This window comes from Myxosarcina sp. GI1, assembly GCF_000756305.1.
Lineage (GTDB): Bacteria > Cyanobacteriota > Cyanobacteriia > Cyanobacteriales > Xenococcaceae > Myxosarcina.
Genome location: NZ_JRFE01000015.1, coordinates 83679 through 108118 on the forward strand (window position 1 = coordinate 83679; position 24440 = coordinate 108118).

Here is a 24440-nt window from a genome sequence, read left to right on the forward strand (position 1 = left end):
TGGTAGGGTAATTATTAGCTCAATAACTGGTATTATGCACTAAACAATTGACTTAGCCCTTTAATCCATCCTAAACTGTACAGTTGTTTAGGTTTTTGACTCATAAAAAGGCAGTCGTCCTAACGTTTACAATTTTTATTCTTCTATTTTGTTATCAGCCCACAAAATTTTTAAAGCCATCATAGCAAAGCCAATCGCCGCTAGAGCTTTGAGTAATTTTTCAGGTAGAATTTGCGCGACGCTACCACCCGCGATTACCCCTAAGAAACTAGCTAAAATTAACGCTACCGTAGAGCCTAAAAAAACGGCGCGAGGAAATTTAGAACTGCCGCCCAAAGCGATCGCTGCAAGCTGGCTTTTGTCGCCAATTTCTGCTAAAAATACGGTAATAAAACTAATTCCAATAAGTTGCCAATCCATGTTTTATGCTCGATAAATACTAAATTAATTTACGCTCCTACAACATCGCCAATCAGCCAACCAGTAATAAACAAGAGTAGTATTGCCACAGCTATATCGAGAGTTTGAGGTGAAAGTCTTTTAGCCAGCCAGTATCCAATTAAAACTCCTAATAGACTGGTAGAAATTAAAGCCAAAGCCGCACCAATAAAAACAATCCAGGGAGATTGAGACTCGGCACTCATTAGTAAAGTTACCAGTTGAGTTTTATCTCCCATTTCGGCAAGAAAAATAGTAATAAAAGTAGAGCTAAAAACCGCCCAAAAGCTATACTGTTTTTTTTGGCTTACCTTTTTTTGGCTTACCTCTGAAGGTGCAGCTATTTCAAGATTATTAACTGTGTCGATACTGCGATCGCTAGGCATTAAAGTCATTATTAAATTAAATAGGCGTAAATAGTTTTTTCGTAATATACATTTATTTATTTCCTGTTATTGTCGCAAAGTTTAGTATAAAGACCAAATTGTAGCAAGATTAAAGAAGATAAAATAAATTGAATTGTCTATTCGGCTAAAAAGGCGCGATCGCGTCCTTGTTCTTTAGCTTTATATAAAGCGCGATCGGCATTAGCAATTAAATCTTGAGTAGAAGCGACCGATTTACTACTGGTACTAGCAACGCCACAGCTAAGACTAACATATTTACTAGCTTAAGAATTAGAATGAGGTATTTGTAAAGACTTGAGGCGATCGCTAATTCTAGCAGCAACCATCATCCCTATCATTTAGTATTGATTATCTTCTAAAATGCCTGGGATTCTATTTATCCGCAAGTCTCTTACAGCTTTGAGTGCCTCTGGGCAAGGTGGAAACTTAGAGCTAAAAGTTGCAGATTCTTTATTGTTGCGTAACGGTAGTTCGATCTCCGCAGAAGCCAGAAGAGCTTTTGTCAACCAAAACTCAAACATTAATGGTGGGAATATCAATATTAATGCCGATACGGTTTCGCTGTTAGAAAATAGCAACATTAACGCTAACGCTTTTGAGGGTAACGGCGGCAACATCGATATTACTACTCAAGCGTTGTTTACTTCCTCTAATAGTCAAATTAGTGCCAGTTCTCAGTTTGGTCTAGACGGTACTGTGAAAATTGATAAACTTAATGAGGATCGAGTTAGACAACCTATAGTAGTCGAAGCTCAACAATGGCAATTGAATAAAAAAGGTAATGTGGTTTTAGTTGCAGCACCTTCTTTAATAAAGCAAAGCAATTCCTGGCTAAATGCCCATCATTGTCTAGAGCTAATGTAACAGTATAGTTAATGTACGAAACTGTACGCATAACACAATTAGTTTAATTTTTCCAGCTTAAAAGGGCAATCTAAGATTAAAGTTAAAGCGAGCTTTATATGGTGGGCTATAAACGCCTCGGTTTCGGATTGCTAATATCTAGTTGGACAAGTTGTCTGACTACTCCTGTTTTGGCTCAAATTACACCAGATAGTAGTTTGGGCAATGAAAACTCTACAGTTATTCCTAATGCTTCGGTAAAAGATGCCATAGCCGATTTGATTGAAGGTGGCGCAATTCGAGGAAATAACTTATTTCATTCTTTCGAGCAATTTAACGTCTCTGATGGAAATAGCGTTTATTTTGCTTCTCCCGATGGTATTGCTAATATTCTGACTCGCGTTACGGGTGACAATATTTCTGAGATTTTCGGCACTTTGGGAGTAGATGGAACGGCTAATTTATTTTTACTCAATCCCAACGGCATCGTCTTTGGCGAAAATGCCGCTTTAGATGTCAATGGTTCGTTTTTTGCTACTACTGCTGACAGTTTCGTTTTTAAAAACGGTTTTGAATATAGTGCTACGAATGCCGATGCACCACCGCTATTAACAGTTAATATTCCGATTGGTTTGCAAATGGGGGATAACCCAGGGCAAATTAGAGTAATAGATTCTGGTCACAGTATTGTCAGACAAAACGATTTTGCTCCTTTTATCAATCTCGATAACTCAAAGGGCTTAAGACTAAAACCCGATAGCACCCTAACCTTAATTGGTGGCAAGATTTCTTTAGAAGGAGGCAATATACTCGCACCAAACGGGCAAATTCAATTAGCTAGTATTGCTAAAGGAAAAATTAGGTTAAATGCTACCGATACTAATAATTGGACGCTCGACTACTCAGAAGCAGAAAAATTTCAAAACATCAACTTATTGCAAAAGGCATTGGTCGATGTATCGGGGATAAGTTCTGGTTCTATTCAATTACGTGGAGCAGACATAATTCTTACAGAAGGTTCGGTAATTTCTAGCAATAGCTTAAAAGCCGACTCTGCAAACAAGATCGATGTTAAATTCGATAACTTACAAGTAATAGGTGTAGATGTTCCTACATTAACTCGCAGCGGTATAGTTAGTATTGCATTGGATTCGGGCAAAAATGCCGAGATCTTTTTGGAAGGTAATAATCTGTTAGTTGCTAATGGCGGTATAATCGGCTCTTTTTCTTTCAGTCAAATACCTAATCAAGCTGGTGACGTTAATCTTGAAGTAAGCGACCTGGTAAGCGTCGATGGCTTAGTTCCTGCTGATTCTGTCTTACCCAGTAGTATTATTACGGCTAATTTCGGGCAAGGAAATGCAGGAAACTTAAACTTAAATAGTAGTCGCATTGAAGTTTTAGCAGCAGGAACTATTTCTTCTTTAGCTTTTGGCAGTGGAAAAGGAGGGAATGTAACTGTCAGGGCTACTGAATCTATAGCCGTTAAAGGTATAGATTTTAATACTTTTATTCCCAGTCTAATTGGCTCTAACACCGTAAGCATCGGCGACGCAGGAAATTTACAGATCGATACAGCTAAGTTAATTGTTAGTGACGGAGGCAGATTGGACTCTAGCACTTATGCTAAAGGTAGTGCGGGAAACGTAAATATTAACGCCTCAGAGTCTATTGAAATTTTTGAAACCTCGCCCAATTTTACAGAACCTAGCGTCATTACCTCTGCTGCTAGAGTTGTCAATCCAGTTTTGCAGCAGATTTTTAGCCTTCCACCTATTCCTGGTGGTGATGGTGGCAGTTTGAGCGTTAAAACTCCTCAACTAGAAGTCGCTAACGGCGCACAAATTTCAGTAAGGAATGATGGTTTAGGAGATGCTGGTAGTTTAAGTATAGATGCTGACTCAATTTTGCTCGAAGCAGCAGGAGGTGTTACTGCCTCTACAAAATCGGGTAATGGTGGCAATATTAATTTACAAGTGGCAGATACATTATTATTGCGCGATCGCGGCTTTATTTCTGCTGAAGCTAAAGGAACTGGTAACGGAGGGAATATTCATATTGATGCTGGTACTATTACTCCAATTGGTAAAAGCTCAATAGTTGCTAATGCTCTAAAAGGAAATGGTGGAAATATTAAAATCACCACTAAAGGTTTATTCGTTGCTGCCAATAGCGCGATTAGTGCGAGTTCGGAGTTAGGTTTAGATGGTACGGTTGATGTCAGAGCTATTAGCATTGACGATCGCCATCTAGAAATATTCACACCTCCAGAAACTCCCATCGATCCCGACCTCTATTTAGATCGAGGATGTGAGATGGCAGAAGATAGCTATTTTGTTAATGTCGGTCGTGGTAGTAGAATTGCTAACCCTTTAAACAATGTTGCTGGTTTCGATGATTTGTTACCCGATCTGGGTACTAACAAGTCCGATCTTAATTTTTCCTTGGAGCAAACGCTAGATTTTAGTAGAACTCCTTCTTTCGGTAAGGGCGATAATTCTTCTGTTGTTGAAGCTCAAACCTGGATCTTGAACCGACAAGGAAACGTGGAACTAGTTACTGTTTCGGGTCAAAATTTTCTCGCTCTCAACAGCAACGATTTTGATTGTAGCGGACAACAAAAGCATCAAGTACTTAAGTCAAACTAATTTTTATTATTTCAATAAGGTTGGTAGTAATTTGGGCAATCTTAAACTATGCCTGTCGTAACAAGCAGCATATCGATCTCAGTTGCTCAAAATGATTGATTTTTTTCGCTCTTGCCGTTTTGCAGTTTGCCTGAGTTTGTTAACTCTAACTCTAACAATTGCTATTCCTGCAATTTCTCAGCCATCTACAAAAGAAACTTCGGTTATTAAAACGACAAATGATGCTGTACAGTTAATCGATCGAGGACGAACTGCCTATGAAGCAGGTAAATATACTGAAGCAATTACAGCTTGGCAACAAGCAGAGCAAATTTATCGGCAAAGGGGCGATCGCCAAAATCAAGCGGCGAGTTTAAACTATCTTTCCCTGGCACATCAAAAGTTGGGACGGTGGCAAAAAGCAGAAACCTATAACTCTCTTAGTTTAAAACTCTTACAAGAAAATTTGTCTGAAGTAAATTTTCTTGTTTTAGCCCAGGCTTTAAATACCAAAGGCAGTTTAGAACTAGCTATGGGTAAAGCGGAAACTGCTCTGGAAACTTGGCAGCAGGCGGCAGCTATCTATGAAAGTGCTGGCGATAAAATTGGAGTGATTGGCAGCCAACTCGATCGCGCTCAGGCTCTACAAACTTTAGGCTTACATCGGCGAGCGCAAAACCTGCTAGAAACATTGCAGCAAGAGTTAGAAGATCGAGCTGACCCCTTATTAAAAGCACAGGTATTACATAGTTTGGGAAATACTTTACAAACTATTGGCGTCTTAACCGTTCGCAAGAAGTTCTAGATGAAAGTTTAGCGATCGCTAGTGAACTCGAATCGCCAGAATTAAAAGCTGGGATTTTTTTTAGCCTCGGAAATACTGCCAAACTATTAGAACATAGGCAAAAAGCGATCGCCTTCTATTAACGAGCGATCGCTACTATTGTCGAGCCTCTTACGCAAACAGAAGCACGACTAAACTTACTAAGTTTGTATATTGCTACCCGACAGTGGCAGTCTGCAACTACTTTAATCGATCTGATTTACGCAAATATCGACAAATTATCCCTTAGTAGACCGACAGTTTTTGCCAGAATCAATCTAGCTAAAAATGCGATCGATTTACAAGCGAATAATCCTGTTGTTGGAGATCGCCCTCTGCGCGCTGGCTTCGCCAATCGCAACCCACAAATCGAAAATTTACTTCAAGAAACTCTAAAACAATCGAGAATGCTTGAAGACAAAAGAGCAGAGGCTTCAACTCTAGGCACTTTAGGATATTTTTACGAACGTCAGCAGCAATGGTCTATAGCTCGAAAGTTTACCGAACAGGCTCTCGAACTATCACAGGCGATTAACGCTACCGATATTAGCTATCAATGGCAATGGCAACTAGGTAGATTGCAGAAAAAACAAGGAGATGTTGCTGGCGCGATCGCACCCTATACTGAAGCTGTCAATAATCTACAATCGTTACGTAGCTCTTTAGTAGCCATAAATCCCGATGCTCAGTTTTCTTTTCGCGAAAGTGTCGAACCAGTGTATCGCGAATTAGTAGCAACTTTATTAGATGGCACTCCCTCTCAAGCACAACTCAAACAAGCCCGCGAGACAATTGAGTCGCTACAGTTAGCAGAACTAGAAAACTTTTTTCAAGAAGTGTGTCTGACAGCCAAACCCAAACAAATAGATGATATCGATCCGACTGCGGCGGTAATTTATCCAATTATCTTGCGCGATCGCCTGGCAGTTATTTTATCTTTACCAGACCGTTCCCTACGTTATTACTCTACTTATTTACCCCAGGCTAAAATTGAAAGTACCATAGAAAATTTATATCAATCTTTCAATCCAGTTTTTTCTAACCAAATAAGACTGCAACTATCCCAACAGGTTTATGATTGGTCGATCGAACCCGCAGAAGCAGAGTTGACCAAGCACGAAATTAAAACCCTTGCCTTTGTCTTGGACGGTAGTTTGCGAAATATACCTATGGCGGCATTATATGACGGCAAACAATACGCGATCGAGAAATATAATATTGCTCTGACACCTGGTTTACAATTATTGCCTCCAACCAGTTTGAAAGATAATTTAAAAGCAGTAGCTGGGGGAATTAGCCAGTCCAATCAAGGCTTTGCTTCGCCACCTGGAGTACAAACAGAATTGACCGAAATTTCAAGTTATTTGCCGACAAAGCTACTGTTAGATAGCGAGTTTACCGAAGCTAATTTACAAACCAAACTCGCTCGAATTAACGCACCTATACTTCATATTGCCACTCACGGACAATTTAGCTCCGATCCAGAAAATACTTATATCCTTACCTGGAACGATCGCGTTAAAGTTAATGAGTTTGAGACTTTACTTCGTAATCGTCAATTTACGCAAATAAATCCCTTAGACTTAATGGTTCTTAGTGCCTGTCAAACAGCCGCAGGAGACAAGCAGGCTGCTTTAGGTTTGGCAGGAGTAGCCGTCCGTTCTGGTGCTAGAAGCACCCTTGCTACTTTGTGGTCGGTCAAAGATAACTCTACTACTTTGTTAATGAACGAGTTTTATCAAGAGTTAGTGCGATCTCAATCGGGTTTAAACAAAGGAGAAGCGTTACGACAAGCTCAGTTGGCTTTGATTGATTCAGAAGATTTCGATCATCCTTTTTATTGGGCTGCTTTTGTTCTGGTAGGAAATTGGTTATAGTTTTTCAGGGTTTCTAATTTGAAAACTCGTTATTTATCTTTCCATGTGCCATGAAAGCTATGAGGAATCACACTGGGTAAAGCCAGACGGCAACAGGGTTCTTCAGTCAAGCGATCGCTTTGATAAATTCTTACTTCGCTAGAGTCTTCGTTACCGTTATAAACCACCGTTAATAGCCAACCCGATTGAGAATTAGGCTGAGAAACATATATAGGTTCGGAAGCGTAACAGTTTTCTCCCATGTCTGCAATAGACAAATTACCTGTTTCACGGTCGAAACGAGCGATCGCGCCAAATAATTCTTTACCGACTAAATCGCGATCGCGCTGAATAGTTAGATAGGTATAACGCCATGACTTACCAACGCAGTTGCGATCGATTACGGGAAATTCGCAGTTATCGGTGAGTAGCTGTTCGTTTTGTACAACTTCTCCAGTTTGAGGATTAATTTTTACCTGCCATAAAGTTCCTGGCGCAGAAGTTTTCGTGCTACCCGTTGCTACTTCTTGCAAATATTGATTAGTTTGAAAATCTTCATAGCGAACTAGTTCGGTAACAATCGCGCCTTCGTTGTCTACACAACCATTGGTAAAATGCCACTGATACCAAGGTTCTGCTTCGCTTCTACTAACTAAACTTAGTGTCTGGCGATCGAATACTAAAACTTCCGTACCGAGTTCTGGCTGCCATTCCATAGCATCGCTAAAGCTATTGCGCCCCAAAGTTACTGCTGCTAGATTTACTCGCACTGGAGAAACAAAAAAGACTAAATACTGTCCTGCCAGTAAAAAGTCATGCACTAAAGGCAAACCTTTAAGATCGAATGTACTTTGCTGCTGAATTTTACCAGTGCGATCGCTGCGATAGAGATTTAACGTTGCATTTAACCCCGCACCAATACCAAAGTTAAATATTTCTTCCGTCTGAGAATCTACTTTAGGATGTGCCGAATAAGACTGCTTATCTGACAAACCAGATAGCTTATCTTTACCCTGAGTTGTTAAATCTTCTAAATTTAAAGCATGAGGCAATCCTCCTTCCCATAAAGCCAAAACTTTATCTGGCAATGCTAAAACTGAAGTGTTTGCCGCATTTTTAACTGGTTTGAGCCAATTATTCCAAAATGCTCCAGGGGCAGTCATGCCATAGTTGGGATAGATAAAGCTATCTTGGCGTTCTTCGTTTAGGTATCCTTCGGTTTTGACGTAGCGATAAACTGCGCTTGCTTCTGCTGCCTCAAAATGAACCGCTAATACCGCACCATCTCCATCAAACCAATGTCCCACGCGATCGCCACCTCTAGAGAGACGAGCGGGACCATTACGATATAAAGTTCCCTGTAGTCCTTCAGGAATTGAGCCTGAGATAACTTTAAGAGGAGTCAGAGCAAATTCTGTAGCAGGTCTGGCGATCGCCTCAGACCAAGCTTGCGGATGAGTAGCTGTAACCATAGAGTTTTGGTTTGATTCTAGCAACTTACAAAAGGTAACGAAAAAACTACAATTGTATTTGCAAAGAAATTATTGGCGTTGCATATGTTGCATATTATATTTACAGGATAATTTTTTTAGTTAACTATCTAAAAATACTTGCTACTTGCTACTCGCTACTCCACCAGCCAGAAGCTACAGCAATACCTTTAAATCGAGCAATCTTAGATTCTTCCATAAAATAACACCAGGCATTAGTTAACAAGCGATCGCTGTCGAGTTCGTAAACGGGAACTAGCAAACGGTAATATTCATTTAGCTCTAAATCTCGATCTTCTCCATATCCTTCTAGAAAATCCAAATCTTGTAAAACATTAAAGTCTGTAAATTCCAGTAAGAAACCTGTAACTTTGTTATCTCCTTCAGCGATCGCAGGGTAGCCAAAAGGCAAGCTGTATAATTTACCCCTAACATAAGCTGGAGAGCGCGATCGCACTTTTGCCGCACAATAATACTGGTAGTTACTTTCCCCTGGTTTGAGAGTGCCGTAGACAAAAACCTTGAGAGTCATTGTTGCTAATTGTTCTTTCATGCCCAGTTTTACTTTTGCTCTGTTCTACGCTAATGTATGATTCGCGCCGATTATTTATTAGCAGTCAATGAAGATAGCCACTTGGAATGTTAACTCAATCCGCACCCGACAACAGATTGTAATTGATTGGCTACAGCAACATCAGGTAGATGTTCTCTGCTTGCAGGAAACTAAAGTGCAGGATAAAGATTTTCCGCGATCGCCTTTTGAAGATTTGGGCTATAACCTGTATATTTCGGGGCAAAAATCTTATAATGGCGTAGCTATATTTAGTAAAATGCCATTAACCGAGGTTAGCTATGGCTTTAGTCCAATAATTGGCAAGGAAACGGAATTCGATTTACAGAAGCGAGTAATTAGTGGCGTAGTTAGTGATATTCGTATTGTCAATCTCTATGTTCCCAACGGTTCGGCGATCGCCAGTGAAAAATATCAGTACAAATTAGACTGGTTTAAAGTTTTACGAGAATACCTTCAAACACTGCAAGCTCAAACTGTTGAAATGTGCGTTTGTGGCGATTTTAATATTGCTCCAGAAGATAAAGATATTTATACTTCTAAAAATAGAGACACTCACATTATGTCTTCTCCTGCCGAAAGAGAAGCACTGGCAACAATTCTCGAACTTGGCTTACAAGATGCCTTTCGCAAATTTACCAGCGAACCAGAACATTATAGCTGGTGGGACTATCGCGCTGCGGGTTTTGTCCGTAACCGAGGCTGGCGCATCGATCATCATTATTTAACTTCACATTTGTGCGATCGCGCCATTAACTGTTGGATCGATATCGAACCGAGAAAGTTAGACAAACCTAGCGATCATGCACCTGTAGTTGTAGAGATTGACTAATTTACAACAATATTCCTAAAATCGGTATTTTTTATCGGTAATTGTAATTTTTTGCGGTCGCTATATACTTTAAAGTGATAATTCCCTGAGAATTATCACTTTTGGTGATTTCAGCTTCCATAGCGCGTGGATTATAGTATTACAATTTATGAATTAATTGCCAATCAACTTATGTGCGTATTTTAATTATACTCATTTCTTTCTGCACTTCTTGTGCGATTTCTAAAGCATTACTCACTAATTTTCCAAATTGTGAAGCTTTTTCGTCTGTCTGCAAAACAATCAGGTCAGATAGACTATCAAAAAGTAATTCAGGACTTTCAGTCATTAATTCTTTATTTTCTCTTAATATTCTTTCCGTTTTTAACGATTTAATTAAATCTTGTCTTAATAAAGACAACACCTCTATTGATTTTGCTCTTTCTTCTTGAGACATTCCATTTAATCCAACTTCGGTTAGTTGGTCGTTTATATCTATTAATTTAATAAACGTATTAAATTTTTTAATTTTTGAGATAATTTTTGATAATAAATAAAATTGCTCCTTCTGTTGGCTCCGATCATTTCTGTTTTTCTGTTTTATGGTTTCTCTTATTGCAAATCTTGAAGATAATGCAAACCAGATTGGCAAAATTACATATGTAGCAGTGTAGCTCATAAAAAGTATAGCAAAACCAAGAAAGATCAATCCTGTCACTGTTAAAGCTATAAGTACTCCTGTTATAATTAAATATATAGTAAAATTAAGAGAAAGTTTATTTATAAAATCTTTGATATCAGAAATAAAATCTTTTTCTTTTTTAAACAATATGTCGCCTGTATCATTTATATCTTGACCGCTTATTTCTTTTTGTTCTTCAATAGTTATCTCAAGTTTTTTTAAATCTGTATTCATTATCTATCCTCTCTTGTATAAGAAAAAAGCATATTTTGCATATCATCATGTATAGTTCCCAAATATTGATGTAAATCAAACTTTAAACATAGTTTTGGATATGTATAGTAGCGAGTTTCGTCTTTGCTTAAAACTTTTGTTCCTTAATTAGATATTTTTTCAACACCTGTCACTTTTGACAGGTAAAACCGCCTATAAATACCTCAAATATGCAAAAAGCGATCGCTTGCCTGTAACTATTACCAGACTAATTTTTTCCGTAACAAAATACACAGGGCAAACTATGGACTAAGCTTTAATCTGCGATCGGATGCGAAAAACATAAGTCAGGTGCATCTAAATCAATTGAGCTTATGAAAGAACGTTATTCCGTTGTCATAATAGGAGGTGGTCAAGCAGGTTTGTCCCTAAGTTACTGCCTGAAAGAAAAAGGGATCGACCATATTATCTTTGAGAAAAACAAAATTGCTCATTCTTGGCGTGATAAACGTTGGGACAGTTTTTGTTTGGTAACACCCAACTGGCAATGTAAGCTTCCAGGATATTATTATCCAGGTGACAATCCCGACGGTTTTATGGAAAGAGATAAAATCGTTAAGTACATAGAAGACTACGCTAACTCATACGATCTTCCCGTAAAAGAAGGGGTAAATGTTTTAAAAGTTCGCAAGAATCATACTCAAGATGTCTTTGAGTTGGCTACTTCTATAGGGGATTTTATTGCCGACAAAGTAGTAATTGCTGTAGGTAACTATCACCTGCCTAAAATACCGAGAATGGCAGAAAGGCTATCCGCAGACATTTTACAGCTACATTCATCAGATTACAAAAATCCCGAATCATTAGGCGATCGCGATATTTTAGTAGTTGGATCTGGACAGTCGGGATGTCAGATAGCTGAAGACTTGCATCTTGCAGGTAAAAAAGTTCATCTCTGCGTAGGTGGTGCGCCTCGTTCGGCAAGACGTTATCGGGGTAAAGATGTAGTAGATTGGCTCGATCGCATGGGTTACTACGATCTACCTATTGACGATCATCCAGATAAAGAAAAGGTCAGACACAAAACCAACCACTATCTTACAGGACGCGATGGCGGACATGAAATCGATCTCAGACAGTTTGCCCTGGAAGGGATGCAGCTATACGGATCTTTAGCCGATATTCGAGGCGATCGTTTAGAATTTAAACCCAATCTTAAAGTCAATTTAGATCGCGCCGATGAAGTAGCCGCCAGCATCAAACGCACGATAGATAAATACATCGAACAAAATCAGATCTCGGCACCTATAGAACCACCATATCAACCCGTTTGGCAGCCAGAAACCGAAGTTACCAATCTCAATTATCAAGAAGCCAATATCGGTGCTGTAGTTTGGTGTATTGGTTTTGAAACCGACTTTAGCTGGATTGAAATTCCCGTGTTTGATGGTAAAAGTTATCCCCATCACAACCGAGGTGTAACTACCGTAAAAGGACTTTATTTTCTCGGTCTTCCCTGGCTGTATACCTGGGGGTCGGCAAGATTTTCGGGAATTGCTAGAGATGCTCGATATATATGCGATCGCATTTTAATGAGTACCAATATTGCTTATCCAGGTTCGTTACTGGCTGTCAACGAAGCTGCGATCGGTTCTTAACAGTCAACAGTTAACAGCAATCTATCGATTTCTATTTTATAGATAACAAACATTTAAGGAGACAAAATTATGCCTGAAGTTACTACCCCCGCACACAAAGCTGGTGACTATTTTGTAGATTACGAAGAAAAAGTATTTCCCGACGTACAGGCAGAACCAGGCGAAAAAGCTTTAGTTACTTTTCATACTGTAGCTTTTGAAGGTTCGATTGGCTTGGTAAACTTATTACAGGCAACTAGGCTAATTCGTAAAGGCTTTGAAACTTCAGTTTTACTCTATGGTCCTGGGGTTACGCTAGGAGTACAGCGAGGCTTTCCTAAGATTGGCGATGAGTCTTTTCCAGGACATCAAGCTCTAAACAATCAATTAATTAAGATTATGGACGAAGGTGGTAAAGTTTACGCCTGTCGCTTTGCATTGCAAGCCTTATACGGACACGGAGAACCTTCTTTAATTCCTGGCATTATTCCCATTAATCCTAAAGATGTATTGGACTTTATTCTGCTACATCGTAAAGAAGGGGCATTTATCCTCGACACCTGGACGATGTAACTCTGTTACTAGTAGGGATAAATGGACATTTGCCTTCATATATTACCTTAAATAGTATTGACAATTGACCATCAACAATTTACGAAACGATGGATTACTCACGCACAGTTAAAGCCGCTGCCGTACAGCTTTCTCCCGTACTCTATAGCTGCGAGGGAACGACTAATAAAGTTTTACAAGCTATAGAAAATGCCGCCACCGAACGAGTAGAGTTAATCGTTTTTCCAGAAACTTTTATTCCTTACTATCCTTACTTCTCTTTTATTCAGCCTCCCGTACTGACGGGAAAAGAACACCTGCGTTTGTATAAAGAGGCGGTGAAGGTTCCGAGTCCTGTTACTGAGGCAGTTAGTAAGGCGGCAAAAGCCCACAGTATGGTGGTTGTTCTGGGGATTAACGAACGCGATGGCGGTTCGCTATATAATTCCCAATTAATCTTTGATGCCGATGGAACTTTGTTATTAAAACGGCGCAAAATAACCCCTACCTATCACGAACGGATGATTTGGGGACAGGGTGATGGTTCGGGATTAAAAGTTTTAGATACGGCTGTGGGCAAACTCGGTGCTTTAGCCTGTTGGGAACATTACAATCCTCTGGCTAGATATAGCCTAATGGCGCAATACGAACAAATACACTGCGCTCAATTTCCTGGTTCGATGGTAGGACAAATTTTTGCCGAACAAACAGAAGTGACGGTTCGTCATCATGCCTTAGAAGCTGGTTGTTTTGTAGTCAACTCTACGGGTTGGCTAACTCCCGAACAGGTTGCCGAAATTTGCCCCGATGAAAAGTTACAAAAAGTATTAACTGGCGGTTGTTATACCACGATTATTTCTCCTGAAGGGGTTCCATTATGCGAACCTATAACCGAAGGAGAGGGAATGGCGATCGCCGAACTAGACTTTTCTTTAATTACCAAGCGCAAACGGATGATGGATGCGATCGGACATTATGCTCGTCCCGACTTGTTACAGCTTCAGTTAGATACCGATAAGCGAACGGTTTTACATCAAAACGATATTCATTTATTTAGAGTTACGGAGCAAAACTATTCTACTAACGGAAGCAACTCTAACAACGATGGGGCTTCTGTCGATTCAGAAAAAGTAACTAGTGACCAATCATTAAACATTGAACATTGAGGTTTTAAGCCTCTTCCTTGAGGAGGACGCATCCTTCTAGGAAACCTCAAACGCTTGTGTCGTCCGTAAAGAAAAATAATAAATGAAATGACTGAGATTACGATCTTCAGTCGTTTGTGAGTTAAGCAATAAGCAATAATTAATGACAATTAGCAAACAAAAATTGATTACCGAACTACAGTCACAAGGTTTGAAACTGATAGATCGCGACACGGGTGCGGCAGGTAGAAAAGGCGGCGCGGGACCATCGGATCATAAAGCCGTTACTATAGACGGAACGACGGTAATGATTCCCGTATATAACGGTGTGGCAGCAGAATCGCCATATACCGTGGGGGAGTATTATGATACTTCCCTACGGAAAAACGGTCGGGCGATCGCGTCAATCGCCTTTCCCCAACAGCCAAAATTTTATAGTCTTAAAACTGCTGACGGAATTCCTTACAGCCAGATTGCCCTGTTACACAGCCACAATGTCTTAGCTACCACAGTTTTACAAACCTGCATTCGCTATAGTAACCGCAATACTGCCTGTCAATTTTGCGCGATAGGACAATCTTTAGAGGCAGGTAAAACTATCGCCCAAAAAACTCCCCAACAGTTAGCAGAAGTAGCAGAGGCAGCAGTTAGACTAGACGGAATCGAACACTTGGTAATGACTACGGGAACGCCCAACACTACCGACAGAGGTGCGGCTTATTTGAGCGAATGCGCCCAGGCGGTAAAAGCCAGAGTCAATTTACCCATTCAGGCACAGTGCGAACCCCCGAATGATTTTGTATGGTTCGAGAAAATGAAAGCGGCAGGTATAGATAGCCTGGGAATGCACTTAGAGGTATTGGAACCAAAGGTGCGCGATCGCATCATGCCAGGAAAAGCTAAAGTATCTTTGGATTATTATTTTCAGGCTTTTGAGGCGGCAGTTAAAGTTTTTGGTTGGGGACAGGTAAGCACCTACATTCTGGCTGGTTTGGGAGATAGCATGGATACTATAGTCAATACTTGCGATCGCCTGATAAAACTAGGTGTCTATCCTTTTGTCGTTCCTTTTGTTCCGATTATGGGTACGCCTCTAGTTAACCATAAGCCACCCAGCAGTGAATTTATGTATGCCATCTACGAACAAGTAGGCGCAATGTTAAGGAAAGCGGGGATGTTTTCTCAAGATATTAAAGCAGGTTGCGCTAAATGTGGTGCCTGTTCGGCATTATCTGCATTTGAAACCCTGTAGCGGAGACAGCTTCACGCATTGCTCCTACGTTAATGTATTGTCAAACGAACATGGTTAAAAAAAATTATCAATTTAAACTCGCACTAACTCCAACAGAAATCGAAGCATATTTTCAACTCAGACAAGAAATATTTTGCCAGGAACAAGGTATTTTTGAAACGAGCGATCGCGACAAATACGATAATATTGCTTATCCAATTGTTGCTGTAAATAGCAATAACCAAGTTGTCGGAGTTGTTAGAATTTACGAACCAAAACCAGGACTGTGGTATGGCGGTAGATTGGGTGTCCACCAAGATTATCGCCGCGTAGGACGTATTGGCAAAGGTTTGATCCAGAAAGCCGTTACTACTGCCAATACCTGGGGATGTCGCCAGTTTTTAGCCACAGTTCAATTACAAAACGTTAGGTTTTTTCAAAGACTGCATTGGAACTCGTTAAAAGAAATCGATATTTGCGATCGTCCCCATCATTTGATGGCAGCAGAATTAGATTACTATCCGCCCAATCTAGAACCACGTCCAGCTTTACAGCCAATGTCCTTGGTTAGTTAAATTTACAGCCAAAAGTAAGTTTTTCTGATTCGACCGTATTTTACTTTCAGCCACTAAATTTCCTCGGTTAATTCGATCGATGCAACTTTTCAGGTTGCACTACTAGATAAGTAGTATAATCGATGTGAATTTATTATCAATTATCGATCGCAAAAAATAATATGGCAGATATTGTCGATATTGCAGTCAACACAGAGGGGTTTAGCACCTTGGTAGCTGCGGTTAAAGCCGCCGATTTAGTTGAAACTTTAAAAACTTCAGGACCATTTACCGTATTTGCTCCCAACGATGATGCTTTTGCCAAACTTCCTCCAGGCACGGTTCAGACCTTAGTTGACAATCCACCTCAACTAGCTAGAATACTTACCTATCATGTAGTTGCAGGAAAATTAACCAAAGCAGATTTGAGTAAAGTAGATTCGGTAGATTCGCTAGAAGGTTCGCCAATTTCAATTAATTGTAACAACGATCTTTTTGAAGTAAAAAATGCCACTGCGATCGCCGCAGATATTGAAGCTGACAATGGCATTATTCATGTAATTGATAATGTAATTTTGATGGGATAAACTTCGAGCGAAATTAAAAGCCAAGTTTAACGATACTCAGAACTTTGAATATCTCGCAAACGAGCTTCAGAGCGTTTAAAACGCTCCATTTGGGCGGTAAAAAACGCTCGATTTTTTTGCAAGTGTTCGGGGTTGGGATCGTCTAGAGGATATAGTAATGCTTGTCGCAATGCCTGAATTACAGCCGAAGTAACATTATACATTGATCGCTGAAAGGTAATGCCCAACTGCACTAGCATATCGCTTTCACCCCGACAGTGTTGTCTGTAGTAGTCTCTCAAATAATCTGGAAGAAAATGCCACATATCGTCCATCAGCAAAGTGGGAGGAATTCCCGCCATTCCTACGGGTAAAACATCGGCGTAAAGAATGCCATAGTGAAAGTCTGGCTGTTTGTCTGGTACCTGTAGGGCTTGGGCGTTATAAGACTTGGTGCCGCGAAATGGAGAAGTCCGATAAAAAATTGCTTCTACATAGGGTAATGCCGCCTCATACAGCCAGGTAAAACCTTGGGATTTAGGAATAATTTCATAGCATTCATCCCTAATATATACATGATGATAGATTGGTCTACCTGCAACGGCAAAAATTCCGTTGACCAAAAACTCCATTGCCTCTTTTACAGTAGTCATCTTACCTTCATCGTAAAGATCGGACATTTCTAGAAATACGGGACACATTACTTCCCAGAAAAGCCCTAAATTAGAATAGTAAGATAGCTGTCGGACTTGTTCTAAAAACATATTGGGGAAGAGCTTATACAGTCCCAACATCAGAGGATTGTTTTTAAAGTAAGCTTTTATCGCCCGATTGGCATTGTCTTTATACTCTTGACTGTCTAAAAATTCGTTAAATTTAGGATTGATATCTTGATGCCAAAACATTGCCTGCATACAGGCTTCGGCAAATTCCATATTAATTCGGTCGTGGTTAAGGTGATGCAGCAGCTTGGGCATTTTACCAGTTTCCCCTTTAGCCATAAACTCTAAAAGTTCGGGATGTGCCGAGGCTTTACCACGCCAAACTTGAAGTGCAGCGTCTTCACCTGCATAGCGGTTGGGAAAGTCTAAATATTTTTGGGGCAAAAAATATTTAAAAAAGGGTAGGGGATTTAAAAACACTCGTTCGGCAATGTAAAGCAGATCTCGCCAGTAAAAGTCCATAGGAATAGCATAAGCTTTGTAAATGCCGATTATCTGCATCAAGTTTTCAGGAGTATCGGGCAGCATCGAACCGCCAGCCTCTAAACGATGAATGACATCGGCGAATTCATGGTTGGTAGGTGGTAGTTTGGTTGTTATAGTTTGAGTCATGTTAATCATTCGGTTATTAAATGTAGAGGCAGGGCGCATAAACGCCTGGACAAACTCCAAATCTCAGCCCCCTGTGAATTGCAATTCACCCTTACGAAGAAAGTTTTTGAGACACGAGCGTGGTAGTATCTGGATGACTGGCAAGGATGCTAAATTCGGTAAGATCGGTCAACCAGGCGGGGCGTACTCCCAATACTACGATTAATAGTGCCAAAACCAAAGCAGGCAAGCGTTCTGCTAGTCGTACTCTAGGATAGACGGTTGGTGTTTGACGACAATCGATTTTGCCAAAGAAGGTTTTATTAAGCAAAATTACAAAGTAAACCGAAGTCAGACCAGTCGCAACCAGGCACAATATGGTGAAAGTCGGAAATACGGTAAAGCTGCCCTGAAAAGAAATATATTCGCCGATAAAACCAACCATTCCAGGTATACCAGCACTAGCCATTACTGCCAGAATAGTCAAACCGCCAATTAACGGTAAACCCCGTTGGGGATTCATTAAGCCTCGGAGTACGTTAAGATCGCGGGTGCCAGTTTTTCTTTCTACGATTCCTACTAAATAGAATAAAAGCGCGACAATCAAGCCGTGAGCAAACATCTGGCAGATTGCCCCAGATATGGCGATCGAAGTTCCTGCCGCCGTTGCTAAAACTACAAAGGCAATATGGGCAATGGAACTATATGCCACCATTCTTTTAAGATCGGTTTGTGAAATTGCTACAAACGAACCATATAAAGCACTGACGGCGGCGATCGCAGCCAACCAAAAAGCCAGATCGTTCCAAACTTGCGGAAACAACTCCAAGCCAAATCTAATCAAGCCATAAGTTCCTAGTTTGGAAAGTATGCCCCCTAGAATTATCGAGACTGGGGTAGAAGATTCGGTGTATGCATCGGGCAACCAAGTATGCAGGGGAGCTAAAGGAGTTTTGATCGCAAATCCAATAATTAGCGCGATCGCCAGAATTACTTGTTTGCTATAGGGCAATATTTGAGTTTGAATGGTGTCGTAGTCAAAACTGCTGGTAGTCAGAAAGACGATTCCCAAGAAAGTCGCCAGCACAAACACGCCAGAAAATGCCGTATAAAGCAAATACTTTGTCGCGGCATAGCCGCGATTTTCGCCTCCCCAAATATTGATTAGAAGATATACAGGAATGAGTTGAATTTCATAAAAAATAAAGAACAACAGCAAATTTTGTGCCAGTAAAGCACCGTTGATACAGCTAGCCAAAATTAAAATCAGACAGTAAAACAGCTTGGGACGAATTAAGGTGTCATTTTCTTGAGTAAAATTGCTGCTATAAATTGCCACACATATCAATAAACTATTGAGTATGACTAAAGGCAAAGATAAACCATCAATTCCCAAGTTGTAATTGAGTCCTAAAATTTCAATCCAGGGTAAAAATTCTGTCAGTTGTAAACCCTGTAGTTGGTAATCATAGAGAAAAATTAGTGACAGAGAAACTACAAAAGAAACAATACTAAACCCCAAACTGGTTGTTTGTAATAAGCGTTGCTTTTTTGTGGGTAAACAAGCAACTAGTAATGCTCCTGTAAAAGGTAGCCAAATTAAAAAACTAAGCATGATTTGAAAAACAATGTTATCAATCGTTATTTGTCACAAATGAGAGATAGATTTAGCTAATTATTTGAACTTCTGCGGTGTCTGGCACCAACATTTTTAATTGACTTTTGTTAATTAGCTGGGTCAAAAGGAACTTTTTTAATTGCTTTGTTTAAAGTAAAGTATTGCATTTGACCGTATCGGCTAAATAGTATTGAAATTAATTTTTGAAAAGTCAAAGCCAACATCAAAAGTCAAAGCCAACATCAAACCCAACAAAATCGTTCCCAATACAATAGAGAGAAAATAAAATTGCGACTGTCCCGAATTGCTATATCTTAAAGTTTGTCCGCTAAATAAAGTACCAAATCCAATTGAGTTGATTACACCATCAACGATATAGCGATCGCACCAGGAAATAATCCGAGAAACAATACTCACCAAACCAACAATAGTCAGACGATAAATATCTTGAATATAAAGATCGTTGGCTAACAGTTGCTGTATCCAAGTCGGTACTAATTCTACGGGTTTAGTTTTTCTATCTTTGAGATATAAAATTGCTGCCAAACTAATTCCCAGTAAACTCGAACCCAGCAAAAGTAAGGCAATGCTTTTATCTAATTTTGCCCAAGTTGGTAGTAGATTAAACTGCTGCATAATCAAAGGTAAATGCAAACTAACCCCAACTAAAATCATCATCGGCACGACCATCGCCCAGAGAACTTCCGCCGAGCGTTTGGTCATGGCTTTGGGTTTACCTGCAAAGACCAAACAAAAAGTTCGCATCAAGTTAAATGCCGTCAACGCGTCTACGACCAACATTACTCCTAGTAATATCGGCTCGACTTCTAGTAAATAATTTCCTAAGTCTAGTAATGCCCAAAAACCACCAAAAGGGGGAATGGCTATCAAACCCGCACCACCTACCAAAAAAGCAATTCCACTCAAAGGACGGCGAGAAAAAACACCGCCTAACAAAGTAATGTTTTGAGTAATATTGCTAATTACTATAGTTCCAGTACTCATGTACAACAGCGTCATGGCAACAGCATGAGTCAAAATTAGTAGTAAGGCTGCATCATTTGCGCCTATAGCAACGGCAATAAATACAAAACCCATGTAGGCACTTACCGAATAAGATAGAGTGCGTTTGATATCTACTTGAGCGATCGCAATTAAAGAACCACCAATAGCCGTAGCCGAACCTATGACCAACATAAACAGATTGGAAATGTCTGACTGTGCCAAAACAGGCTGTAGCTGAATTAGGACATATGCCCCCGTAGCTACAACAATTGAGTTACGCAACATTGAAGCAGGAATTGGTCCTTCCATCGCTTCGTCCAGCCATAGCTGTAGGGGAAATTGAGCGCATTTAGCCAGGGGACCCGCAATTAATGCCAAACAAAGTAAGTTAGCTGTTATTGGTTTGAGGTTAGCTACTTCCGTCCACTGCGCCAATTCGTCGTAATTCCAGGTTCCCGTAAAAGACCACAGGGCAATTATGCCAATTAGCAGCAATAAGTCTCCTACTCGCTTCGTCCAAAAGGCATCTCTTGCCCCTGTAACCACCAAAGGTTGAGCAAACCAAAAGCCGACGATTAAATAGGTAGCCAAAGTAAGTAACTCTAAGAAAACATAGCTAAAAAAGAGTGAATTACATAGGGCCAGTCCGCATAAACCCGCCTCAAAAAAGCTCATCAAAGCATAAAAACGCGCCCAACCCCAGTCCATTTCCATATAGCCAATGGCATATATTTGGGCGAGAATATTCAATCCCGTAATTAAAACCAACGCCCCAACGGTAACGGCAGAGATTTTGATGTCAAAAGAAATATACAAACCTGCTGCTGTCAACCAGGGAAATCTGATTTCTTGAACTGGCTGCTGCCAAACTTCCTGTAGGGCAAAAACGCTGTGAACGAATGCCACACAAGTCATAGCGATATTAAGATATCCTGCTGGTCTAGAACCAGTTTTTTTAATAATTCCAGGCGACCACATTAATGCTAAAGTCGCTCCAATTAGTGCATAGCAAGGTACTAGCCAAATACTTTCACTGAATATCTGCTCCATAATTTCAATTCGATTTAGGTTGACTTTTGGCTGTGAACCAAATATTTATCTTCAATTTAGTAAAACTATAGACTATAATCAATCATCATCAAAATATTATTTATTTATTTCTATGATAAGTAAATTATAAGTCGCCGTAAAAATGCCTTGTGTTTTCGCAGACCCAGGCATGATAAGGGTATTTAGATAAATTTAATTGTACGTTAAAATTCGGCGATTCCAAATCCTGTTTGGTTTTGTCTCTATTTTTTAGTCATATTTAAGCTAAAGCGATCGCTATAAAATCATGGCGATCGCTTTAATTCTACAAATCAAGTATTTTTTCTTAGTTAATGATAGTTAAAAAAATTGAGCTATTTTTATCTATATCTTTGGAGTGAGTCAGTTGGCAGTTCCTGACTACGTTAACTGACTCTTTATAGATGTTTGAGACGTATACGACTTTTAAAATTAGAACTGTTTATGACATTAAATATAAAAATTATGAGTAATTATACTCCCGTAAGCAGCAAACTGTACGATCGCCTGAGAGCTACAGCAACAATGAACAAGGAATGTAATTTAACTTATCTCAATGACAATAATGAGCATACCAAAGTAAGAAATTTTATAGTAGATGTGTATGCTGCTGATGGTGCCGATTGGTGTAAATTAAAAGACGATACGGTAATTCGTCTCGATAAGATTGAAAATTTCGAGGTAGATTAAGATTAGGTTTATTAAATTAAATTTGTTCGGATTGAAAAACAGCTAATTGTATTTAGCATATTTACTCGCACTGTATAGATTGCAAAAGCGATCGCCAAAACCGTTTGGCTGTAACTACATCATCAATTTGACAATTTTCGTACTTCATCGCCGAAGGTAAGGACAAATACATCATTACCTTCATTCTTTCTGAGGCGATCGCCGCCAGTACCGCCATAAAGTATATCGTTACCCGTTTCAGCTTTAAGATTATCTCTACCCGAGCCACCAAGGTAAATCTACATTACAACGCTTTACGCTGGGATTAGCTTTTGGCTTGTGTTTGAGGATGGCTCGAGTCAGATTTGAACTGACGACCTAGGGCTTATGAGTCCCCCGCTCTAACCAACTGAGCTACCGAGCCGCTTTGAGTCGCGTATTGCCAGCGACTGAATAATTATAAAATACTTTTAAAATTTTTGGAATGTTGAAGCAAAATTAATCTCGAAAATTGGCTACGATAAATTACGTAACGCAAAATACAAAAGATCTAAACCTTAAATCGAATTAAGAAAGATAATTATTTATGGGAAGCGAACGAATTACTCTACTTTCTAGGCGAGAAATAGATAAAATGCGCCGTGCTGGAGCTTTAGCTGCCGAATTATTAGACTATCTCGCTACTTTGGTCAAGCCAGGAATTAGTACGCTAGATTTGAATGATGCTGCCGAAGAATGGACTCAAGCCAAGCAAGCCAGAAGTGCGCCATTAGGTTATCATGGTTTTCCCAAATCCATTTGCACCAGTGTTAATGAAGTAATTTGTCATGGTATTCCCAATGCCAAACAAGTACTTAAAGATGGAGACATTATTAATATAGATGTTACGCCAATTTTAGATGGCTATCACGGCGATACTTCCAGAACTTTTTTTGTCGGTACTCCTTCTCCCGAAGCCAAAAAACTGGTAGAAGTTACTGCAGAATGCTTACATCGCGGCATTGCCGAAGTTAAACCAGGCGCGAGAATAGGTGATATTGGTGCAGCAATTCAAGAATATGCCGAAGCCAATAATTATTCAGTAGTTAGAGATTTTGTCGGACACGGAGTCAGCCATATTTTTCATACCGCCCCTCAAATTCCCCATTACGGCACGCGAGGTAAAGGCAAGAAGTTAAAAGCAGGGATGGTTTTTACTATCGAACCCATGATCAACGAAGGAACCTGGGAGGCAGTAACTCTCGACGATGGCTGGACGGCAATTACTAAAGATGGCAAACTGTCGGCTCAGTTCGAGCATACCATCGCCGTTACTAAAGATGGAGTAGAAATTTTGACTTTATCCGACTAGTATTCCGAACGGCGAATATTAAAACAGCACCACTCTTTACGTCTCCATAAAGCGGCAACCGTCCAGCCATAGTATTCGACCAAACTAGCGATGTCGTCTGCCTGTTCCAATAAAATGCCGCTCAAAATAGCCCAACTACGATCGCCGCTGATAAGATCGAACTGAGGAAATAGCTCGGTAATAGTATCGGCAAGAATATTACAGACAATACCGTCAAAAGAGATGTCAAGTTCGAGTAATCGCTCGATACTGCCATCAATAACTTTTACTTGCTGCGAATCTATGTGATTTAGCTGGCAGTTGCTACGAGTTGTTTTAGTAGCTAGAGGATCGGTATCTACAGCATAAACTTGTTTTGCCTGCAATAGACTGGCGGCAATTGACAAAATTCCCGAACCACAACCAATATCGGCAATAATATTAGAGTCAGTAGGATCGTAAAACCGCATTTCCAATGACTCCAAACAAAGTTGGGTAGTAGGATGGGTTCCCGTACCAAAAGCTACTCCAGGATCGAGACGCATAATTAATCTATCTGAAGTTGAGGGGGTTTCTAACCAAGCGGGATAAATTGTAAAGCGATCGCCTATATTTGTTGGTTGCCAATGTTGTTTCCAACTGTTTGCCCAGTCTTCTTCGTCGATTAACTGCCATTTAACTTCAGGGACTGTTGCTTCTACTAGCATGGCATCTCGATCCAGGTGTCGCTCTAACTCTGCTAAATCGGACTTTTGTACTTTAACTTCGGGAATGTAAGCTCGAATTAACCAGCGTTCTTCTTTAGCTTCGGTAGCAGTTCCCGAACAACCAAATTGTTCTAGCCGCCAAAAAATTGATTCTTCTAAAGTTGGATCGCAGAGTACGATTATTTCCCACCAGCGATTAGACATAAATTTTTTTGTAGTAATGGGTTATATAGATCTCTAAAAGGATAATTATTCTTTCAGTTATTTTCCTACTGTAGGTCAAT

The 24440-nt window shown here is 40.0% G+C and carries 23 protein-coding genes, 1 tRNA gene and 1 pseudogene; 13 read left to right on the plus strand and 12 right to left on the minus strand.

Going from position 1 to position 24440, the window contains the following annotated elements:
- Positions 1 to 135: 135 nt before the first annotated feature.
- The 3 genes and pseudogenes from KV40_RS10980 to KV40_RS37300 form a co-directional block, all read right to left on the minus strand.
- Positions 136 to 420 (minus strand): TMEM165/GDT1 family protein, encoded by a 285-nt coding sequence (locus KV40_RS10980; RefSeq protein ID WP_036481041.1) that lies wholly within the window; start codon positions 418 to 420, stop codon positions 136 to 138.
- Positions 421 to 449: 29 nt separating this feature from the next.
- Entirely contained in the window at positions 450 to 833 is a 384-nt protein-coding gene (locus KV40_RS10985) for a TMEM165/GDT1 family protein (protein ID WP_172657273.1), read from the minus strand.
- Positions 834 to 961: 128 nt separating this feature from the next.
- Positions 962 to 1090 (minus strand): annotated as a pseudogene (locus KV40_RS37300) (diguanylate cyclase domain-containing protein); the annotation flags it as partial.
- Between the two features lie 115 nt (positions 1091 to 1205).
- Here KV40_RS37300 and KV40_RS10990 point away from each other — a divergent pair.
- From KV40_RS10990 to KV40_RS11000, 4 genes are all read left to right on the plus strand, one after another.
- Positions 1206 to 1709 carry a hypothetical protein gene (locus KV40_RS10990; RefSeq protein ID WP_036481043.1) on the plus strand — a complete coding sequence of 168 codons (504 nt, stop codon included), beginning with the start codon at positions 1206 to 1208 and terminating at the stop codon, positions 1707 to 1709.
- Positions 1710 to 1807: 98 nt separating this feature from the next.
- Complete coding sequence (locus tag KV40_RS10995) at positions 1808 to 4336, plus strand: filamentous hemagglutinin N-terminal domain-containing protein (protein WP_052055544.1); 2529 nt, start codon at positions 1808 to 1810, stop codon at positions 4334 to 4336.
- Between the two features lie 91 nt (positions 4337 to 4427).
- The gene (locus KV40_RS36190; RefSeq protein WP_052055545.1) at positions 4428 to 5120 is read left to right on the plus strand and encodes a tetratricopeptide repeat protein; all 693 of its coding nucleotides are present in this window, start codon (positions 4428 to 4430) and stop codon (positions 5118 to 5120) included.
- A gap of 185 nt (positions 5121 to 5305) precedes the next feature.
- A complete protein-coding gene (locus KV40_RS11000) occupies positions 5306 to 7015 on the plus strand; it encodes a CHAT domain-containing protein (protein ID WP_052055546.1) in 1710 nt (569 codons plus the stop codon).
- Positions 7016 to 7044: 29 nt separating this feature from the next.
- Here the strand turns inward: KV40_RS11000 and KV40_RS11005 are convergent, their stop codons facing one another.
- The gene (locus KV40_RS11005) at positions 7045 to 8466 is read right to left on the minus strand and encodes a carotenoid oxygenase family protein (protein ID WP_036481044.1); all 1422 of its coding nucleotides are present in this window, start codon (positions 8464 to 8466) and stop codon (positions 7045 to 7047) included.
- Between the two features lie 148 nt (positions 8467 to 8614).
- The gene (locus KV40_RS11010) at positions 8615 to 9037 is read right to left on the minus strand and encodes a gamma-glutamylcyclotransferase (protein WP_052055547.1); all 423 of its coding nucleotides are present in this window, start codon (positions 9035 to 9037) and stop codon (positions 8615 to 8617) included.
- Between the two features lie 67 nt (positions 9038 to 9104).
- Between KV40_RS11010 and xth the strand changes: the two genes are divergently transcribed.
- A complete protein-coding gene (gene xth / locus KV40_RS11015; protein ID WP_036481046.1) occupies positions 9105 to 9887 on the plus strand; it encodes an exodeoxyribonuclease III in 783 nt (260 codons plus the stop codon).
- Positions 9888 to 10056: 169 nt separating this feature from the next.
- Here the strand turns inward: xth and KV40_RS11020 are convergent, their stop codons facing one another.
- Entirely contained in the window at positions 10057 to 10782 is a 726-nt protein-coding gene (locus tag KV40_RS11020) for a hypothetical protein (protein WP_036481047.1), read from the minus strand.
- Between the two features lie 353 nt (positions 10783 to 11135).
- Here KV40_RS11020 and KV40_RS11025 point away from each other — a divergent pair, with 353 nt between their 5' ends.
- The 6 genes from KV40_RS11025 (at position 11136) to KV40_RS11050 (ending at position 16467) form a co-directional block, all read left to right on the plus strand.
- Entirely contained in the window at positions 11136 to 12419 is a 1284-nt protein-coding gene (locus KV40_RS11025; protein WP_036481048.1) for an MSMEG_0569 family flavin-dependent oxidoreductase, read from the plus strand.
- A 69-nt stretch (positions 12420 to 12488) separates the two neighbouring features.
- On the plus strand, positions 12489 to 12971 hold the full coding sequence (locus KV40_RS11030) for an MSMEG_0572/Sll0783 family nitrogen starvation response protein (protein WP_036481050.1): 483 nt from the start codon (positions 12489 to 12491) through the stop codon (positions 12969 to 12971).
- Between the two features lie 89 nt (positions 12972 to 13060).
- On the plus strand, positions 13061 to 14116 hold the full coding sequence (locus KV40_RS11035; RefSeq protein ID WP_052055548.1) for a Nit6803 family nitrilase: 1056 nt from the start codon (positions 13061 to 13063) through the stop codon (positions 14114 to 14116).
- Positions 14117 to 14264: 148 nt separating this feature from the next.
- Positions 14265 to 15347: an MSMEG_0568 family radical SAM protein gene (locus KV40_RS11040; protein ID WP_036481288.1), complete on the plus strand. Its 1083-nt coding sequence runs from the start codon at positions 14265 to 14267 to the stop codon at positions 15345 to 15347.
- Between the two features lie 50 nt (positions 15348 to 15397).
- A complete protein-coding gene (locus tag KV40_RS11045; protein ID WP_036481051.1) occupies positions 15398 to 15901 on the plus strand; it encodes an MSMEG_0567/Sll0786 family nitrogen starvation N-acetyltransferase in 504 nt (167 codons plus the stop codon).
- Between the two features lie 161 nt (positions 15902 to 16062).
- Positions 16063 to 16467 (plus strand): fasciclin domain-containing protein, encoded by a 405-nt coding sequence (locus tag KV40_RS11050; RefSeq protein WP_036481053.1) that lies wholly within the window; start codon positions 16063 to 16065, stop codon positions 16465 to 16467.
- 26 nt (positions 16468 to 16493) lie between these two features.
- Here the strand turns inward: KV40_RS11050 and KV40_RS11055 are convergent, their stop codons facing one another.
- The 3 genes from KV40_RS11055 to KV40_RS11065 form a co-directional block, all read right to left on the minus strand.
- Positions 16494 to 17780 (minus strand): CO2 hydration protein, encoded by a 1287-nt coding sequence (locus tag KV40_RS11055; RefSeq protein ID WP_156114013.1) that lies wholly within the window; start codon positions 17778 to 17780, stop codon positions 16494 to 16496.
- A 91-nt stretch (positions 17781 to 17871) separates the two neighbouring features.
- Positions 17872 to 19374: an NADH-quinone oxidoreductase subunit M gene (locus tag KV40_RS11060; RefSeq protein ID WP_036481056.1), complete on the minus strand. Its 1503-nt coding sequence runs from the start codon at positions 19372 to 19374 to the stop codon at positions 17872 to 17874.
- Positions 19375 to 19557: 183 nt separating this feature from the next.
- Positions 19558 to 21432 (minus strand): NAD(P)H-quinone oxidoreductase subunit F, encoded by a 1875-nt coding sequence (locus KV40_RS11065; RefSeq protein ID WP_036481058.1) that lies wholly within the window; start codon positions 21430 to 21432, stop codon positions 19558 to 19560.
- Positions 21433 to 21915: 483 nt separating this feature from the next.
- On the opposite strand from KV40_RS11065, the gene KV40_RS11070 reads away from it, so the two are divergent.
- The gene (locus tag KV40_RS11070; RefSeq protein ID WP_036481060.1) at positions 21916 to 22140 is read left to right on the plus strand and encodes a hypothetical protein; all 225 of its coding nucleotides are present in this window, start codon (positions 21916 to 21918) and stop codon (positions 22138 to 22140) included.
- Positions 22141 to 22262: 122 nt separating this feature from the next.
- Here KV40_RS11070 and KV40_RS34875 read toward each other — a convergent pair whose 3' ends face one another.
- Together KV40_RS34875 and KV40_RS11075 are read right to left on the minus strand one after the other, a co-directional pair.
- Positions 22263 to 22418 carry a hypothetical protein gene (locus tag KV40_RS34875; protein WP_172657275.1) on the minus strand — a complete coding sequence of 52 codons (156 nt, stop codon included), beginning with the start codon at positions 22416 to 22418 and terminating at the stop codon, positions 22263 to 22265.
- A 51-nt stretch (positions 22419 to 22469) separates the two neighbouring features.
- Positions 22470 to 22543: transfer RNA gene (locus KV40_RS11075), tRNA-Met, on the minus strand.
- 162 nt (positions 22544 to 22705) lie between these two features.
- Here KV40_RS11075 and map point away from each other — a divergent pair.
- Positions 22706 to 23470: a type I methionyl aminopeptidase gene (gene map / locus KV40_RS11080; RefSeq protein WP_036481062.1), complete on the plus strand. Its 765-nt coding sequence runs from the start codon at positions 22706 to 22708 to the stop codon at positions 23468 to 23470.
- On the opposite strand, the gene prmA is transcribed toward map, so the two are convergent.
- Entirely contained in the window at positions 23467 to 24360 is an 894-nt protein-coding gene (gene prmA, locus KV40_RS11085; protein WP_036481063.1) for a 50S ribosomal protein L11 methyltransferase, read from the minus strand. The two genes, map and prmA, sit on opposite strands and share 4 nt — an antisense overlap.
- Positions 24361 to 24440 lie beyond the last annotated feature (80 nt).